The 15,246-nt window shown below is 69.0% G+C and carries 16 protein-coding genes; 10 read left to right on the plus strand and 6 right to left on the minus strand.

Annotated features, from left to right (window positions below; genetic code table 11):
• The first annotated feature begins 76 nt into the window (after window positions 1-76).
• The gene (locus tag AB0B64_RS26480; RefSeq protein ID WP_357653652.1) at window positions 77-1,267 is read left to right on the plus strand and encodes a MarP family serine protease; all 1,191 of its coding nucleotides are present in this window, start codon (window positions 77-79) and stop codon (window positions 1,265-1,267) included.
• On the opposite strand, the gene AB0B64_RS26485 is transcribed toward AB0B64_RS26480, so the two are convergent.
• The 5 genes from AB0B64_RS26485 to acs all read right to left on the minus strand — a co-directional run bounded on the left by AB0B64_RS26485 (window position 1,264) and on the right by acs (window position 6,466).
• Complete coding sequence (locus AB0B64_RS26485; protein ID WP_357954485.1) at window positions 1,264-1,707, minus strand: DUF309 domain-containing protein; 444 nt, start codon at window positions 1,705-1,707, stop codon at window positions 1,264-1,266. The genes AB0B64_RS26480 and AB0B64_RS26485 overlap by 4 nt on opposite strands.
• Entirely contained in the window at window positions 1,704-2,624 is a 921-nt protein-coding gene (locus AB0B64_RS26490; RefSeq protein ID WP_357954487.1) for an alpha/beta hydrolase, read from the minus strand. The genes AB0B64_RS26485 and AB0B64_RS26490 overlap by 4 nt, the downstream gene beginning before the upstream one ends.
• Window positions 2,614-3,030, minus strand: a complete 417-nt coding sequence (locus AB0B64_RS26495; protein ID WP_357954489.1) for a phage holin family protein — start codon at window positions 3,028-3,030, stop codon at window positions 2,614-2,616. Before AB0B64_RS26495 ends, AB0B64_RS26490 begins: the two co-directional genes overlap by 11 nt.
• Before the next feature lie 31 nt (window positions 3,031-3,061).
• On the minus strand, window positions 3,062-4,270 hold the full coding sequence (gene nhaA, locus AB0B64_RS26500; protein ID WP_358180303.1) for a Na+/H+ antiporter NhaA: 1,209 nt from the start codon (window positions 4,268-4,270) through the stop codon (window positions 3,062-3,064).
• A 222-nt stretch (window positions 4,271-4,492) separates the two neighbouring features.
• Entirely contained in the window at window positions 4,493-6,466 is a 1,974-nt protein-coding gene (gene acs, locus AB0B64_RS26505) for an acetate--CoA ligase (RefSeq protein ID WP_357954493.1), read from the minus strand.
• A 227-nt stretch (window positions 6,467-6,693) separates the two neighbouring features.
• On the opposite strand from acs, the gene AB0B64_RS26510 reads away from it, so the two are divergent.
• The 8 genes from AB0B64_RS26510 to AB0B64_RS26545 all read left to right on the plus strand — a co-directional run bounded on the left by AB0B64_RS26510 (window position 6,694) and on the right by AB0B64_RS26545 (window position 13,574).
• Window positions 6,694-7,425 (plus strand): oxidoreductase, encoded by a 732-nt coding sequence (locus tag AB0B64_RS26510; RefSeq protein WP_358180306.1) that lies wholly within the window; start codon window positions 6,694-6,696, stop codon window positions 7,423-7,425.
• 877 nt (window positions 7,426-8,302) lie between these two features.
• On the plus strand, window positions 8,303-9,343 hold the full coding sequence (gene ssd / locus AB0B64_RS26515) for a septum site-determining protein Ssd (protein WP_357954497.1): 1,041 nt from the start codon (window positions 8,303-8,305) through the stop codon (window positions 9,341-9,343).
• An 83-nt stretch (window positions 9,344-9,426) separates the two neighbouring features.
• Window positions 9,427-9,639, plus strand: coding sequence for a hypothetical protein (locus AB0B64_RS26520; protein ID WP_358180309.1), 213 nt, complete (start codon window positions 9,427-9,429; stop codon window positions 9,637-9,639).
• Complete coding sequence (locus AB0B64_RS26525) at window positions 9,636-10,799, plus strand: TadA family conjugal transfer-associated ATPase (protein WP_358180312.1); 1,164 nt, start codon at window positions 9,636-9,638, stop codon at window positions 10,797-10,799. Before AB0B64_RS26520 ends, AB0B64_RS26525 begins: the two co-directional genes overlap by 4 nt.
• 337 nt (window positions 10,800-11,136) lie before the next feature.
• Window positions 11,137-11,847 carry a type II secretion system F family protein gene (locus AB0B64_RS26530; RefSeq protein WP_358180315.1) on the plus strand — a complete coding sequence of 237 codons (711 nt, stop codon included), beginning with the start codon at window positions 11,137-11,139 and terminating at the stop codon, window positions 11,845-11,847.
• A gap of 550 nt (window positions 11,848-12,397) precedes the next feature.
• The gene (locus tag AB0B64_RS26535) at window positions 12,398-12,919 is read left to right on the plus strand and encodes a type II secretion system F family protein (RefSeq protein ID WP_358180318.1); all 522 of its coding nucleotides are present in this window, start codon (window positions 12,398-12,400) and stop codon (window positions 12,917-12,919) included.
• Window positions 12,920-13,062: 143 nt separating this feature from the next.
• Window positions 13,063-13,245 (plus strand): hypothetical protein, encoded by a 183-nt coding sequence (locus AB0B64_RS26540; protein WP_358180321.1) that lies wholly within the window; start codon window positions 13,063-13,065, stop codon window positions 13,243-13,245.
• Window positions 13,246-13,403: 158 nt separating this feature from the next.
• Window positions 13,404-13,574, plus strand: coding sequence for a hypothetical protein (locus AB0B64_RS26545; RefSeq protein WP_357954508.1), 171 nt, complete (start codon window positions 13,404-13,406; stop codon window positions 13,572-13,574).
• Window positions 13,575-13,785: 211 nt separating this feature from the next.
• Here AB0B64_RS26545 and AB0B64_RS26550 read toward each other — a convergent pair whose 3' ends face one another.
• On the minus strand, window positions 13,786-14,172 hold the full coding sequence (locus tag AB0B64_RS26550) for a tautomerase family protein (protein WP_358180324.1): 387 nt from the start codon (window positions 14,170-14,172) through the stop codon (window positions 13,786-13,788).
• A 50-nt stretch (window positions 14,173-14,222) separates the two neighbouring features.
• Here AB0B64_RS26550 and AB0B64_RS26555 point away from each other — a divergent pair, with 50 nt between their 5' ends.
• Window positions 14,223-14,702, plus strand: coding sequence for a helix-turn-helix domain-containing protein (locus AB0B64_RS26555; RefSeq protein ID WP_357954513.1), 480 nt, complete (start codon window positions 14,223-14,225; stop codon window positions 14,700-14,702).
• Window positions 14,703-15,246: the final 544 nt, after the last annotated feature.

A 15,246-nucleotide genomic window follows, 5' to 3' on the forward strand; every position in this document is an offset into this window, starting at 1 on the left:
CCCAACGTAACCAGCGCGTGTCGCCGTCCTGAGGAAGACGTGCACACTTGACCGAATCGCTGGTTACCTTTGAAACGTGCGCGGTGATCTGCTTGACCTCATATTGATCGGCCTCGTGATCGCCTTCGGCGTCTCGGGTTACCGGCAGGGCTTCATCATCGGTGCCATGAGCTTCGTCGGCTTCGTCGGCGGGGCGGTGCTCGGGGTCTTCATCGCGCCCCCCATCTCCAAGGCGGTCGTCGACGGTGACACGCCGCAGGCGTTGCTGGCCATCGTGATCGTGTTCCTGGCCGCGACGATCGGCCAGTTCGCCTCCTCGACGATCGGCGCCGTGGTGCGCAGCCATGTCACCTGGGAGCCGGCCAAGGTCGCGGACGCGGTCGGCGGTACGTTCGCCAGCGCGCTGTCCGTGCTGGTGATCGCCTGGCTGATCGGCTCGCTGATCGTGTCGACGGCCTTCACCCCGCTCGTCGACCAGGTGAAGAACTCCATGCTGCTCACCACGGTCGACGACTCGATCCCGCAGACCGCGCGCAACTGGCAACAGCCGTTCAAGAAGTTCATCGACCGGTCGGAGTTCCCGCCGGTGTTCGACGCCATCGGCGCGGGGCAACTCGTCGACGTGCCGCCGCCGGCGCGCAGCATCCTCCAGGGCGCCAAGCTCGAACGGGCGCAACGGGCCATCGTCAAGGTCCAGGGCAACGCCGAGAGCTGCAACAAGCTCATCGAGGGCACCGGCTTCGTCTACGCCAAGGACCGGATCATGACCAACGCGCACGTGGTCGCCGGTGTGACGCGTGACCTGCAGGTCCTCGCCTACGACAACAAGCGTCACCCGGCCACCGTCGTGCGCTACAACCCGCAGCGCGACATCGCCATCCTGTACGTGCCGGGGCTGGGCCTGCCGCAGCTCTCCTTCGACGGCGAGGCGGAGAAGGGCGAGAACGCCATCGTCGCCGGGTTCCCCAAGGGCCAGGGCTTCACGGCCGAGCCCGCCCGCATCCGCAGCCAGCTCAACGCCGAGGGCCCCGACATCTACCGCAGCCGCAACGTCACCAGGAAGGTGTACGCGATCCGCGGCAAGGTGCTCCCCGGCAACTCCGGCGGCCCGCTCCTGACCGTCAACGGCCAGGTGTTCGGCGTCGTCTTCGCCGCCGCGGTCAGCCAGGAGGACACGGGGTACGTACTGACGGCCAACGAGGTCAGGCCAGACGCCGACCAGGGCCGAAACGACACCACCCCGGCAGGCACGCAGGAGTGCGACTAGCCAGGCAGCTGACTGAGGATCAGCTCGATGGCCTGCGCCGGGTCGCTGTCGTCGCTCAGGCCCGACGCCGCCCGTCCCACCGAGTCGTACGGCACCCCGTACGACTGCACGCGCGCGGCACCCCGGCTGAAGAGGGTCAGCGCCCCGCGCCCGTTGCCGCGCTGCAGGTGCGTCAGCCCGACGCAGATCTGCGCCAGCCCCTGCCACAGCTCGCGCTCGTCGTCGGGGGCGCACTTCCAGCGGCCCTCGAACACCTCGTGGGCGTTGAACGGCAGGCCCTCGCTCAGGAAGCGGCGCCCGTCGGACAGGGCCTGCGGCGTGGTGGGCGCGTAGTCGTCGGGCACTCGGTCCACACCGGTCGAGCCGTAAGGCATCGGCCGGCCATAGGCGTCGCGTGGCCGGGCGTTGCGCGGCTTGCCTTCGGGGTCGCGGTCTCTCATCGGCCAGGCTCCGAATCGGACAGCCAGCCGATCAGCTCGGCGTCGAACACGTCAGGGGTCTCCTCATGGGGGAAGTGGCCTGCGCCCTCGATCAGCCGCCACCGGTATGGGGCGGCCACGTAGCGACCCGAACCGAGGGCCGTACGCGGCAGCACCCGGCGGTCGAGGGCGCCGTGCAGGTGCAGAGTGGGGGCCTCGATCTCGGCGCGCATCGTCCTGGCGAAACGCAGGCCGTCGGGGCGGAACTGGGAGCGGCCGAACCAGCGGTGATACTCCAGCGCGCAGTGGGCGACGGTCGGGATGCGGATCGCCTCGCGATAGACGTCAGCGGTCTGCTCGTCCGGCCAGCCGGGCCCCGACCAGGCGTCGAGCATCTTGCTGACCAGCGAGCCGCCGTTACGGGTGAGCCGGTGTTCGGGCAGAAACGGCACCTGGTAGCCGATCGCCGGGCTGGTCGCCCTCAGCTGGCCGAGCGGGTCGGTCAGCAGCGACCTGCGCAGCCGCAGGGGGTGCGGCGCGGACACGGTGACCAGACGGTGTACGCACTTGGGGTCGAGCACCGCCATCGTCCAGGCGAGCAGCCCGCCCCAGTCGTGGCCGACCACGATGGCCCCGGTCTCGCCGAGCGCCCGGATCAGGCCGCTGGCGTCGCCGGCCAGTGTGGGCAGGTCATAGCCGCGCGGCGGCTTGTCGCTGCCGCCGTAGCCACGCAGGTCCACCGCGGCCGCGCGGTATCCCGCCGCCGACAGCGCCCGCAGCTGGTTGCGCCATGTCCACCAGAACTGCGGGAACCCGTGCAGCAGCAGGACCAGCGGCCCCTCACCTGCCTCCACGACGTGGAAGCGGGTGCCGCCGGCGTGCACCTGCCGGTGCTTCCACGGTCCCTCGATCTGGACGACCGACTCGTCAGGTGCCATCACTGGTCACCGGCTCTATCTCCTTCTCCGGACTGGCGATCTCCTTGAGTCCCTTGATCGACCTGGCCGTACGCTTCATCCCGGCCAGCCCCTTAAGCCTACGGATTCCGATGAACACCAGCAGCCCGGCCACCAGTAGATAGAAGACGGTGACGATGAGGAAGGCCACCCAGTTCGGCAACCATTGGGCGAGCACGTAGGCGATCGTGAACGAGGCCAGGATCAGGCACAGGTGCGCCATGAAGGCGGCGGCGGCGAACAGGCCGCCGGCCGTGCCGACCCGCTTGGCGTCGAACCTGAACTCGGCCTTGGCCAGCTCGATCTCCGAGCGGATCAGGGTCGAGATCTGATCGCTCGCCTGGGCGACCAGCGAGCCCAGGGATTCTTCCTCGGGAGTCTGGGGCATGAACGTCTCCTATCGAGGCCTGGTGGCCGTGTCAAACATCATCCAGCGCGATGCGCCGCTTGCGCATCCGTACGTGAAGCAGTAGCGCCGCCAGGACGGACGCGGTGAGGCTGGCAAACAGGATCCCGGTCGTCACAGCGTCGACCCGCTCCCGGTCGGCGCCGAACGCCAGATCGCCGATCAGCAGCGACACCGTGAACCCGATCCCGGCCAGCAGCGACACCGCCGCCATGTCCCGCCAGTGGAGCTCTTTGGACAGTTTCGCCAGGCCAAGCCGTACGGACAGCCAGGCACCGCCGAACACACCCACAAACTTCCCGATCACGAGCCCGGCTATCACTCCCAGAACTACCCGATCGGAGAAGATACCGCCGATGCTGGAGCCGTCGAGCTTCACCCCCGCCGACAGGAACGCGAAGACCGGCACCGCGAGGCCCGCGGAGATGGGGCGGAGATAGTGGTCGGCGGCCTCCGCCGGGGAGCGGGTCTCGTGCTCTCGCGTCGTGACGCGGGTGAGCAGGCCGAGCGCCACTCCGGCCACGGTCGCGTGTACGCCGCTGGCCTCCACCGCGTACCAGGCGCCTACGGCCAGCGGTAGGTACATCCACAGCCGTCCGGCGCCCGAGCGCTGCAGGACCCAGTAGACGGCGATCAGGGCGGCGCCGGCCAGCAGCATGAGGAGGTTCAGATGGGCGGTGTAGAAGGCGGCGATGATGGTGATGGCGCCGAGGTCGTCGACGACCGCGCTGGTCAGCAGGAACGCCCGCAGCGCCGGAGGCATCGAGCTCGCGGTCACGGCCAGCACGGCGAGCGCGAAGGCGATGTCGGTGGCGGTGGGAATCGCCCAGCCACGCGCCGCGCCCGGCGCTCCCCAGCTCACCGCGAGGTACACGAGCGCGGGCACGGCCATGCCACAGAGGGCGGCGAAGATGGGCAGTACGGCCTTGCGCAGGTTGGCCAGCTCCCCGTGGACGAACTCCTCCTTGACCTCCAGCCCCGCCACGAAGAAGAAGATCGTCAGGAGGCCGTGCTGCGCCCACTCGTAGAGCTCCATCGGGCCGAGCGCGGTGTGCTGGAGCGCGGTGTAGCCCTCATGAGCGACGTTCGCCCAGATCAGCGCGGCGACCGTGGCCGCCAGCATGACGATGCCGCCGATCGTCTCGGCACGCAACGCCTCGGCCACGGTACGGGCGTAGCGAACGGTCGGTTGGAAAGGCCACATTTCGGCGGTTGGGCGCACGAGGTCTCCTTTGGCGGCTGTCGCGAGGATCGCTTCCCCGTGACGCCGACCCGACTTCCCGGCACACCGATATCCACCCTAACCCGGTAACCGGCCAAGAATGCGCACGTCACGGCGCCCGACCCTGTGCGAGATCTGAGGCCGCCCGCCACCCACGGCGGGTGGCCTCAGATCGCCGTCCTGTAGAGGAGCGGGTTTCGCCTTCGCCCTTCGTTTCCCCCGTCAGTCTTCGCTCTTCGCCGACGGGAGCTTCTCCGAGATGAGGTCCATCACCGTGCTGTCGGCCAGCGTGGTGACATCGCCCACGCTCCGGTTCTCCGCGACGTCCCGGAGCAGCCGGCGCATGATCTTCCCCGAGCGGGTCTTGGGCAGCTCAGGCACCACCAGGATCTGGCGCGGCTTGGCGATGGGCCCAAGCGCCTTTGCCACGTGATTCCGCAGCTCAGAGGCGATATCGGCACCCTCCTCCGCGGCACCGCGCAGGATCACGAACGACACGATGGCCTGCCCGGTCACCGGGTCGGTCGCGCCCACGACGGCCGCCTCGGCGACCTTCGGGTGGCTCACCAGCGCGCTCTCCACCTCCGTCGTGGAGATGTTGTGGCCCGAGACGAGCATGACGTCGTCGACGCGGCCGAGCAGCCACAGGTCGCCGTCGGAGTCCTTCTTGGCGCCGTCGCCGGGGAAGTACATCCCCTCGAACCGGCTCCAGTACGTCTCGATGTAGCGCTGGTCGTCGCCCCAGATCGTCCGGAGCATGGCCGGCCACGGCTCGCGTACCACGAGGAAGCCGCCGCCCCCGTCGGGCACGCTGTTGCCCTGGTCGTCGACCACGTCGGCGCTGATGCCCGGCAGCGGGCGCATCGCGGCGCCCGGCTTGCCGCTGGTGACGCCCGGCAGCGGGCTGATCATGATGGCGCCGGTCTCGGTCTGCCACCAGGTGTCGACGACCGGGCAGCGGTTGTCGCCGATGTGCTCGCGGTACCAGACGTACGCCTCGGGGTTGATGGGCTCGCCGACCGAGCCGAGGATGCGCAGGCTGGACATGTCGTACTTGGCGGGGATGTCGTCGCCCCACTTCATGAACGTCCGGATCGCCGTGGGGGCGGTGTAGAGGATCGTGATCTTGTACTTCTGCACGATCTCCCAGAACCGGCCCCGGTGCGGGGTATCCGGAGTGCCCTCGTAGATGACGCTGGTCGCGCCGTTGGCGAGCGGGCCGTACACGATGTAGGAGTGTCCCGTCACCCAGCCGATGTCGGCGGTGCACCAGTAGATGTCGGTCTCCGGCTTGAGGTCGAAGACCGCGTGGTGCGTCCAGGCCGTCTGGGCCAGGTATCCGCCCGAGGTGTGCAGGATGCCCTTGGGCCGGCCGGTGGTGCCGCTGGTGTACAGGATGTACAGCGGGTCCTCGGCGTCGTGCGGCTCGGCGGTGTGCTGGTCGCTCTGCCGCTCGACCAGGTCGTGCCACCACACGTCCTTGTCGTTCGTCGCCACGTCCTGACCGGTACGCCGTACGACCAGGACGTGCTCGACCTGCGGGCACTCGGCGACGGCCTCGTCCACGGTCGGCTTGAGCGCCGAGGGGGCGCCGCGGCGGTAGCCGCCGTCGGCCGTGATGACCACCTTGGCGTCGGCGTCGTCGATGCGGCTCTTCAACGCGGTCGCCGAGAACCCGCCGAACACCACCGAGTGCACCGCGCCGATCCTGGCGCAGGCCAGCATCGCGATCGGCAGTTCGGGGATCATCGGCATGTAGACGGCGACCCGGTCGCCCTTGCGTACGCCGAGCTCCAGCAGGGCGTTGGCGGCCTTGCTGACCTCGGACTTCAAGTCGTTGTACGTCAGGGTGCGGGTGTCGCCCTCGGGCTCACCCTCCCAGTGATAGGCGACCTTGTCGCCGCGACCCTCTTCGACGTGGCGGTCCACGCAGTTGTAGGCGACGTTCAGCTCGCCGCCGACGAACCATTTGGCGAACGGCGCGTTCCACTCAAGCGTGGTCTCCCACCGCTTGGCCCAGGTCAGCCGGTCGGCCGCACTCTCCCAGAACGCGAGCCGGTCGGCCGACGCCTCGGCGTACGCGGCGGAGGTCACATTCGCCGCGGCCGCCAGGTCGGCCGGCGGTGCGAACCGGCGGTTCTCCTGCAGCAGGTTCGACAACGCCTGGGGCTCGTTGCCAGGGGTTTCCGGGGCCACCTCGTGCTCCTTCAAGGGCCAGATCGGACAGGTCGAGTCCCACTCCACCAGCTCACGTGCTCCGCACACAAGAGGTCTAGACAGGTCTGTACATGTGGCGCCGCGAGGGTGATCCGGTTATCAACGGGACTAACAACTGCTATTGAACTGTTGTCATTTTGGCACCACACCAATATGGAACGGGCCAATGGGTGGGTTTATTGGGTCCCCCGCTAGGGTGGAATGCCGTGAGTGATCCACTGGCTGTCATCGCGGCACTTCCCGGCGTTCCCGAGGCGGTGGAGGAGGCCAGGAAGGCCGTCGACGGGCTCTATCGCCATCGCGTCCTGCGCCGCGCGAGCCCGGCGGTCTCGGCCGAGTCGTCCCTGCGCGGGGCGCGGGCGTCGGCGGCCATCGAGGGCGTCGACGTACCTCTGGACGAGCTGCGCCGGGGCTCGATCGAGGACCCCGTCGTCCAGGGCGCCCTGCGAGCGTCGGCGGAGCTGGGCCGGTTGGGCGCCACTTGGCGCAAGGCCCCCCGCCAGGTGCTCGCCCGCTTGCACACGCTCGCCGCGGCCGGTCTCACGGACGCACTCGGCCGCCCGCGCACCCAGGACCAGGAGCTGGCGGCGCGTCTGGAGAGCCTGTTCGGGCTGCTCGAAGCGCCCACGAAGGCGCCCGCGCTCGTCCTGGCCGCCGTCGTTCACGCGGAGCTGGCCGTGCTGCGGCCTTTCGGTACGGCCGACGGCGTGGTCGCGCGCTCGGCCGGACGGCTCACGCTGGTGGAGTACGGGCTCGACCCGAAGTCGCTGGTGGCCGTCGAGGTGGGGCATCTGGAGCTGGCTTATGCCGATGGCCTGCGGTCGTACCTGACGGGGTCACCCGAGGGGGTGGCGGAGTGGGTACGACATTGTGCCGCCGCGGTCACCCTCGGCGTACGCGAGACGACCGCGATCTGCGAGGCGCTGCAGAGGGGTTGAGCTGCAAGAGGGTCTGGTCAGCGAGGCGCTGACCTGCGCGGTGCCGCGGAGGGGCCGATCTTGGGGCGCCGCAAGGGTCCTGACATAGCTGACGGCGTCTCAGTCATGAGACGCCGTCTGCCGATACGTCACACCGGGTTACCAAGCGTGCACCTCTATTCGTCGGAGCGGGACAAGCCCGTCACGACGCGCCTCCCGCGGCTGGTCGCGCGTGGGTGCCTGGTTGACGCACCCGGACAAGTGGTCCGTGTCCCCTTTGTACGACGGATCCGCCCTGATGGGAACCCCTAGAACCAAGACCTTTACCCGTGCGGGGCTCTGCGGGGGTGAAGATTTCGGGGGCCCGTGGGTTTTGTTACGGTTATCAACCTGTGACGATCACGCAGAGTGATCTGCTTTATGTGATCGTTATGGGGGCACGAAAAAAACTTGGCGAAAATGCGAGATTGCTCCTCGACGAAACTCGAGTCGATCGGGCAGCATACGGGGGTATCTCCGGAAACTGGGGCGACTGTGCATGGGTTTGGTCTGCCAGTCTCTTGCCATGCTCCGGTCAAGTGATGAAAGCTTTCTTCTGAAACGGGACCGGCTCTACCCCCCCGGAGCCGGACCGATCAGGCGACCCCCGCTCTCCCCCCCGGCGGGGGTCGCCCCATTTCTGCCCGGGGCCGTTTCCGGGTGGGTCCCTCTGCGCCTGGATCCGCCCTGAGGGCCGCGCGTCGTCGCACAGGGACTCGCGCCTTCAGGCCGGTCGTCTGTTATCCACAGGGACTCCCCACCTCCAGCCCTCTCATCCACAGAACCACGTTCGGTGGCCCGCCGCCCCACCCTCGCGACGCATGGTGTACCTCCCGATCCGCAGATCAGGAGGCCCCTCATGCACCGCCCACTCGTCATCACCGAAGACCGCGACCTGCTCGACGACCTCGTCCGCATGGCTGCCGCAGCGGGAGCCCAGCTCGACGTGGCCCACGCCCCAGCCCACGCGCGCCCTTTCTGGAACCTCGCGCCCCTGGTGGTGATAGGCGGCGACCTGGCCGACGCGGTGGCCGCCACCTCCCCACCCGCCCGAGACGGCGTGCTCCTGGTCACCCGCGGCCCTGAAGATCCCGACAGCTGGCGACGATGTGTGGCCGTGGGCGCCCAGGCCGTCGTCGACCTGCCGGGAGGTGAGCGGCGCCTGGTGGAGGAGTTCGCCGACGCCATGGAGCCCGATCCCCGCTCCGGCGTCGTGCTCTGCGTCATCGGCGGCCGGGGCGGGGTGGGAGCGAGTTTCCTGGCGGCCTGCCTGGCCCTGCGGGCCTCCGGCGACCGCCTGCGCACACTGCTGATCGACGCCGACCCGCTGGGCGGCGGCATCGACGCGTTGCTGGGGCAGGAGGAGGCCACCGGCGCGCGCTGGGGAGACCTGGTAGCCCGCGAAGGCCGGGTCGGCTCGGCAGCCCTGCGGGCCGCGCTGCCCGCGTTCGGCGACCTGACGGTCCTGTCCTTTCACCGCGGAGAGGTACGGGCGATCCCCGCCCAGGCCATGCGCTCGGTGCTGGAAGCCGGACGCCGCGGCTTCGACGTGGTGGTCGTCGACCTCCCACGCCACCTCGACCCCGCCGCCGTCGAGGCACTGACCAGGGCGAGCGGCACGCTGCTCGTGGCCATGGCCGACGTACGCGGCGTGCTGGCGGCCGCCCAGGTCCTCACAGCGGTAAACCAGCACACCTCGGACATTCGCGCGGTCATCCGTCCCGGAATCCTCGACGACGCCGTGGTGGCCAGTTCCCTCGGCATCCCCTCCGCCGGCCACCTACCCGAGCAGCCCCGCCTCCCCACCACCCTCAATCGCGGCGAACTCCCCAAACTCGGCCCCCGCACCGTCCTCGGCGCCCTCTGCACCTCCCTCCTACGCGACCTACTCCCATCGTGACCAGCCAGACGAACCCCCAGCACCCCCTACGCCCTGACAGGTCCGCTGCGCACGGTCTTCAGTTGTCCGCAATGAGGAGCGCGGTGACGTCCGCATCCGTGCCCACGCCCACCCCCACGCTGGCGCCGACGCCCACCCCCATTCCCACCCTCGCGCCGACGCCGTTGCCGACGTGGGCGTCCGGGTCCGTACTCGGCCCCCCATCCGCGTTCGTGCCTGTGCCCGCCTCAACAATCTCTGTACTCGCGCTGGGGCTGCCGGAACTGCTGGAGCGGACAACAGAGGTGAGCCCATGAATGCAGGAGGCGTGTCACCCGAGCTGATCGAGGCCGTCCGCGTACGGCTGGCACGGACCGGCGTCGAGCCCAGCGCCGCCCAGGTGGCAGTAGCCCTACGAGCCGAAAAATCCGTCTACGGCGACGCGGAGATCCTTGCCGTTGCCCGATCCCTTTGCGCGGACCTCATAGGAGCCGGCCCCCTGGAGCCCCTCCTGGCGGAGCCCGACGTCACTGACGTCCTGGTCAACGGCTCTCGCGAGGTCTGGGTCGACGACGGCCACGGTTTGCGCAGAACCCCAGTGACGTTCGCCGACGACGGCGCCGTCCGCAGACTGGCCCAACGCCTGGCCGCCGCCGCGGGCAGACGCCTGGACGACGCCTCGCCGTACGTGGACGCCAGACTGGCCGGAGGCGTACGCCTGCACGCCGTACTCCCACCCATCGCCTCAGGCGGCACCTGCGTGTCACTGCGCCTGCCACCGAGACGTACATTCACGCTGCCCGACCTCGTGGCGGCGGGCACGATCCCGCAGTCGGCGGTACCGCTGCTGACGGCCATCGTGACGGCCAGGCTGGCATTCCTGGTCACAGGTGGCACCGGCACAGGCAAGACAACGCTTCTGTCCGCGCTGCTGTCACTGGCCGATCCGGGTGAACGCCTACTGCTCGTGGAAGACTCGGCCGAACTCCGCCCGCTCCACCCTCACGTCGTACGCCTGGAGTCCCGTCCGTCAAACCTCGAAGGTGCCGGCGGTGTCGGCCTACGAGACCTGGTACGCCAGGCCCTGCGCATGCGTCCCGACCGAGTCGTGGTCGGAGAGGTCAGGGGCGCAGAGGTGGTGGACCTGCTGGCCGCCCTGAACACCGGCCACGAGGGCGGCTGCGGCACCCTGCACGCCAACGCGGCCGCCGACGTACCGCCACGGCTGGAGGCGCTGGGCTGCGCGGCGGGCTTGAGCAGGGAGGCCGTGCACAGCCAACTCGCCGCCGCCCTCGATGTGGTCATCCACCTGACCCGCAACCACTCCGACGGCCGCCGCCGCGTAGCGGAGATCTGCCTCCTGTCGAGAACCCCGACCGGCTTCGTCGAATCCTTGCCCGCCCTGACCTTCGACGCGCATGGCCGACCCCAAACCGGGCCGGGATACAACACCCTGGCGCAGAGAACGCCTCCGTAACCACCCTCCAAACCAGCCCCCAACCCCACCCGTCCCACCCACCGGCACCCTGCCGCCACCCATCCCACCCACCGGCACCCTGCCGCCACCCATCCCACCCACCCGCACCCGTGCCGCCACCCGTCCCACCCACCGGCACCCTGCCGCCACCCATCCCACCCACCGGCACCCTGCCGCCACCCATCCCACCCACCCGCACCCGTGCCGCCACCCATCCCACCCAGCCGCACGCGGGCCGCCACCCACCCACCCGTACCTCCACCCACCATCCACCTGTACTTCCACCGGTGAGCTTCACCCGAGCAGACCCGCGACGAGCGAACGGAGGCCCAAAGCCGTGATCGCAGCCTTGGTGGCCGCATTGTCCACAGCAGCCGCCGTATGGCTGTGGACCGGCCCGAACACCGCCACAGCCCGCCTCAACAGGCTGACCTCAGTCCGCGAGCCATTCCCGCAGCGATCCATAAAGCACCTGATCACCCGCCCCAGCCCAGCCCGTCGCGCCGACGCCTGGCGTCAGGCATCGATCGAACTCTGCCAAGCCCTCTCAGCCGAACTGACCGCAGGCCGTACTCCGGGCGAAGCCCTCACCAGAGCGATCACCGCAGTCGACTTCCCCGACCCGGAAGCCCTACGCCCGGTGGTGGCGGCGGCAAGAGATGGCGGCGACGTGTCCACAGCCCTTCTGTCAGTGGCCCCCCAGCAGGGCGGCGAGGGACTACGCCGCCTGGCCGCTTGCTGGAACGTCAGCGTGACCGTAGGCGCGGGACTGGCAGCCCTCGTCGAGCGCGTCGGCAGCACGTTACGTTCAGCCCAAGCTCACCGCCGGGACGTCACGGCACAACTGGCAGGCCCACGCACCACCGCGAGAATGCTGGCCGCGCTCCCTGCCCTGGGCCTCCTCATGGGAAGTGCGCTGGGCATGCGCCCGCTCGCCTTCCTCTTCGGCAACCTCCCCGGCCTCGCCTGCCTCACGGCCGGAATCGCCCTCGACGCCTGCGGCCTGTTTTGGACCCACCAGATGGCAACTCGCGCCGAAAACTCATAGCGACGCCCGCTCCACCACCGCCCGCCCGGATCTCCGTCGCCCGCCCGGATCTCCGTCGCCCGCCCGGATCTCCGTCGGACGATCACGCCGCTACCTCGGACGATGACGGCGCTACCTCGGGTGATCACGCGGCTCCCTCAGATGATCGCGCGGCGCAACCAACCGGAACGGACCCCAGACGATGTTCGAGCTGCTCTCCGCAGTCTGTGCCTGCGTGGCGACCTGGTTGTGGATCCCCCCGACAACTCCGGCCGAACGCCTGACCCGCCTGCTACCACCAGAAGCCGCCCCCCAACCCGGGCCGAGGGCAGGCATGCCCCTGCACCCGACCGGAAGACACCTGCACCCACCCGGAAGACATCTACACTCACCCGGAACACACCGACTCCCGAACTCAGGCTCCACGGACCCGGATGCCGACACATTCGCCCCACCGACCTGGCTAGATCACCCCGCGGCCTCACCTCGCCGCATCAACCGCCGCACGCTGGTCGGAGCACTCGGGACCGCCCTCATCACCGGCCTACTCATCGGCGGGGGAGCCGGACTCATGGCCGCTCTACTCGCCACCCCCATCGTCGGCGTGATCCTGCACAGACAAGTCGACCCGGAAACCCGCCGAGACAGCAAACAGATCACCACTGACCTGCCGTTCGCCGCCGACCTGATGGCAGCTTGCCTCCTCGCCGGGCAGCCGGTCAGCGCAGCCACCGAGATAGCGGCTGGCGCGCTGGGCGGCCCGCTCGGCCAACGCCTGTCGTGGGTGAGCCGGCAACTCCGACTGGGCGCCGACCCTGACCCCACCTGGGCCTTCCTCGCCCAAGAACCCGCCACGGCACAACTGTCACGAGCGATGAGCAGAGCGGCTCAGACCGGCGCCCCGGTTGCCGACGTCCTGACGCGCCTTGCCGACGACGCCCGCCAATCCACCCGCGCCACGTCTGTGGCCGCAGCCAGGAGCGTCGGCGTGAAGGCGGTAGCACCCCTCGGCCTCTGCTTCCTACCGGCCTTCGTCCTCCTGGGCATCATCCCCGTCGTCGCGGGCCTCGCCACCGCCATCACCGTCCCCTAACACCTAGTGACCCATCACCGAACGTTGGACAGGTAGTCGATCTTGGACGCGAGCAAGGCACTTGCGTCAGGTGTCAACGGGGGAAGGTCTGCCAGGTGCTGTGGGCGGACCCAGCCATCACCCCAGGCGATCTGATCCGCCGCTTGTCGCTCAATATCGGCTTCTTCCTTGATCACGAAGTACGGCAGGCGCCCGGCTACCGTCCCGACCTGGCCACCCTGGACGCCCAGCGGGAGCGGATCGTGCTGGCCGGCGGCCGGGACTCCCGCCAGCACTTCCCCTACCGTCCCAGCCTCGCCCTGGCCGACCGCTGGGGAAACCCATGATCGATTTCCCGGGCGACCACACCGGCTACTGGTCCCAGCCCGACGAGTTCGCCGCCACCCTCATCGACGTCCTGACCAGCCCGACGACCTAGGGCCACCGAATCTGGAAGGCCTGATTGATTACAGGCGCGGAACTCATCAGGCTGGCCGCTTTTTCGATGGTGGGAGGTACTCGCGCGGATCTGGCTCGTCTGGAGCGTGAGCTGGACAGCCGCCGTTACCCCGACGCCGCGGCGTTCGGGGCCTGCATCGCCGCGCTGATCACGGTCATCTGCCTGGCTCGGTGCCCGCCTTCTGGCTGGTCGAACGCCAGGTTCGCCAAGTACTGACCGCACGAGGCGTCACCAAGGCCCGACGGCTTGTATGCCGGTCAAACTGCTGTCCCCACTGGTCGGCTCATTCTGGAGCCGCCAGCCGGCATCCGTCAGATCCTGGGGATCGGCCAGTCACCACCGAGCATCCCGCAGTCCACTGGCCTGGACCTGCTCGACATCGATCGACGAGACCTCCGCTGAAGATCACTCACATGCGAAAACGGGGCTAGCCGTCGACGATCACACCTCCGAGCGCAGTGCGGCCGGCCGGGGTGGCGATGAGTTCGACCGTGATGGTGTCGCGCAAGTGCGCTCCGAGGACGTCGGCGACGGCATCGGTGACGGTTCGTACAAGCTTGGCAATGAGCTCGTCGCTGTCGGGACGGTTGAACGCCGCCTCGCGGATGCCGAACATGATCGCGGGTGGCGCCTCGTCGACTGGCTTGCCCCGCAGACCCAGTCGTCCGGCGGGTACGCCGTCGAGGTGGATGACCGCGATGTCGCGCGCCCACTCGCCGTATACGTCGACCACCGCGTCGGTCAGCGCGGCAATCAGGGCCGTTTCGTTGCCCTGCAGCTGTGACTCCAGGACCCGGACCGTCAGGTGTGGCACGATGGACCTCCTGTTTGTTCCTAAATTAGCTTTAATCTCAAAGGTAATTGGTGAAGCGCCAGATGGTCAACAACGCGGACGGCATGACCACTGACCAGGCGGTGCGGTTCATGCTGCTGCTGATGCCCAGGATGGTCGGGCGAGCCAAGCGGCTGCCCGTCCCAGAGGCACTGCGGACGCTCGATCTCGCACCCCGCCACCTGTCACTGCTGGCCTATCTGCAGTACGACGGGTCTCTCACGGTGAGCCAGCTGGCGGAGCGACTGGAGATCGCTCCGACGACCGTCAGCCTCATGGTGGGTGATCTGTCTCGCCGCGGCGTCCTGACACGGGAAGAGGATGATGCCGACCGGCGACGGCGGGTCGTCGCGATCGCACCGCAGTACGTTGAGCCGATCCGCGAGTGGCTGTCGGGCAGCGCACTGGCGTGGACCGAGGTCCTGTCCGACCTCACGCCGTCCGAACGCGCCACGATCGTGCGGACGATGCGTGCCTACGAGACCGCCTTGGGCAAACGGATGCACGGTTGAGCTGAAGATCACGCATGCGCGGAAAACGCGGCGAGCGCCTCGTCGGCCGTTCAGCCCCGAATTCCTCGATGGCCATCCGAGCTGGCGTAAGAACAGGGCAGTCTTCGCTGACCGGCCCGGCCGGCTCCTCCTAGTCTTGCCTTGGCGGCGCCCGATCGCCAGCGGTGGCCTCGACGCCTACGCGGTGCCCGGTTGCCAGCGGTGACCTCGACGCTTACTGACGCCACCGCATCGCGTAGGAGCACAGCACCACTGTGTCCACCGCTAACGCGACGGATACGCCTCTCACGGCCTGACCTGCCTTGCTGTGCTCCACCCGACGACCCGCACCCCGACGACCGGCACTCGGAAGGCCCGCACCCTGACGACCGGCACTCGGAAGGCCCGCACATGGCTCGTAAGGCCGCCCTGCACGCTTTTGAGGCCGCCGGGCGTCCCAATCAATGGCCGGTTTGGGATGCGTGAACGCCTGCGCGCTCATGAACGCCTGCGCGCTCATTAACACAGGCATGGACATGCGCGGGGGAGGGCTGCCGAGCACCTA

This window comes from Nonomuraea sp. NPDC049129 (assembly GCF_040648495.1).
Taxonomy (GTDB): domain Bacteria; phylum Actinomycetota; class Actinomycetes; order Streptosporangiales; family Streptosporangiaceae; genus Nonomuraea.

What these genes read in the sequence shown, in the direction of transcription:
- AB0B64_RS26485 (WP_357954485.1), bottom strand. Translation starts at nt 1,707, where the DNA reads ATGAGAGACCGCGACCCCGAAGGCAAGCCGCGCAACGCCCGGCCACGC.
- AB0B64_RS26490 (WP_357954487.1), bottom strand. Translation starts at nt 2,624, where the DNA reads ATGGCACCTGACGAGTCGGTCGTCCAGATCGAGGGACCGTGGAAGCAC.
- AB0B64_RS26495 (WP_357954489.1), bottom strand. Translation starts at nt 3,030, where the DNA reads ATGCCCCAGACTCCCGAGGAAGAATCCCTGGGCTCGCTGGTCGCCCAG.
- ssd (WP_357954497.1), top strand. Translation starts at nt 8,303, where the DNA reads ATGCACCGCCCACTCGTCATCACCGAAGACCGCGACCTGCTCGACGAC.
- AB0B64_RS26525 (WP_358180312.1), top strand. Translation starts at nt 9,636, where the DNA reads ATGAATGCAGGAGGCGTGTCACCCGAGCTGATCGAGGCCGTCCGCGTA.
- AB0B64_RS26535 (WP_358180318.1), top strand. Translation starts at nt 12,398, where the DNA reads ATGGCCGCTCTACTCGCCACCCCCATCGTCGGCGTGATCCTGCACAGA.
- AB0B64_RS26545 (WP_357954508.1), top strand. Translation starts at nt 13,404, where the DNA reads ATGGTGGGAGGTACTCGCGCGGATCTGGCTCGTCTGGAGCGTGAGCTG.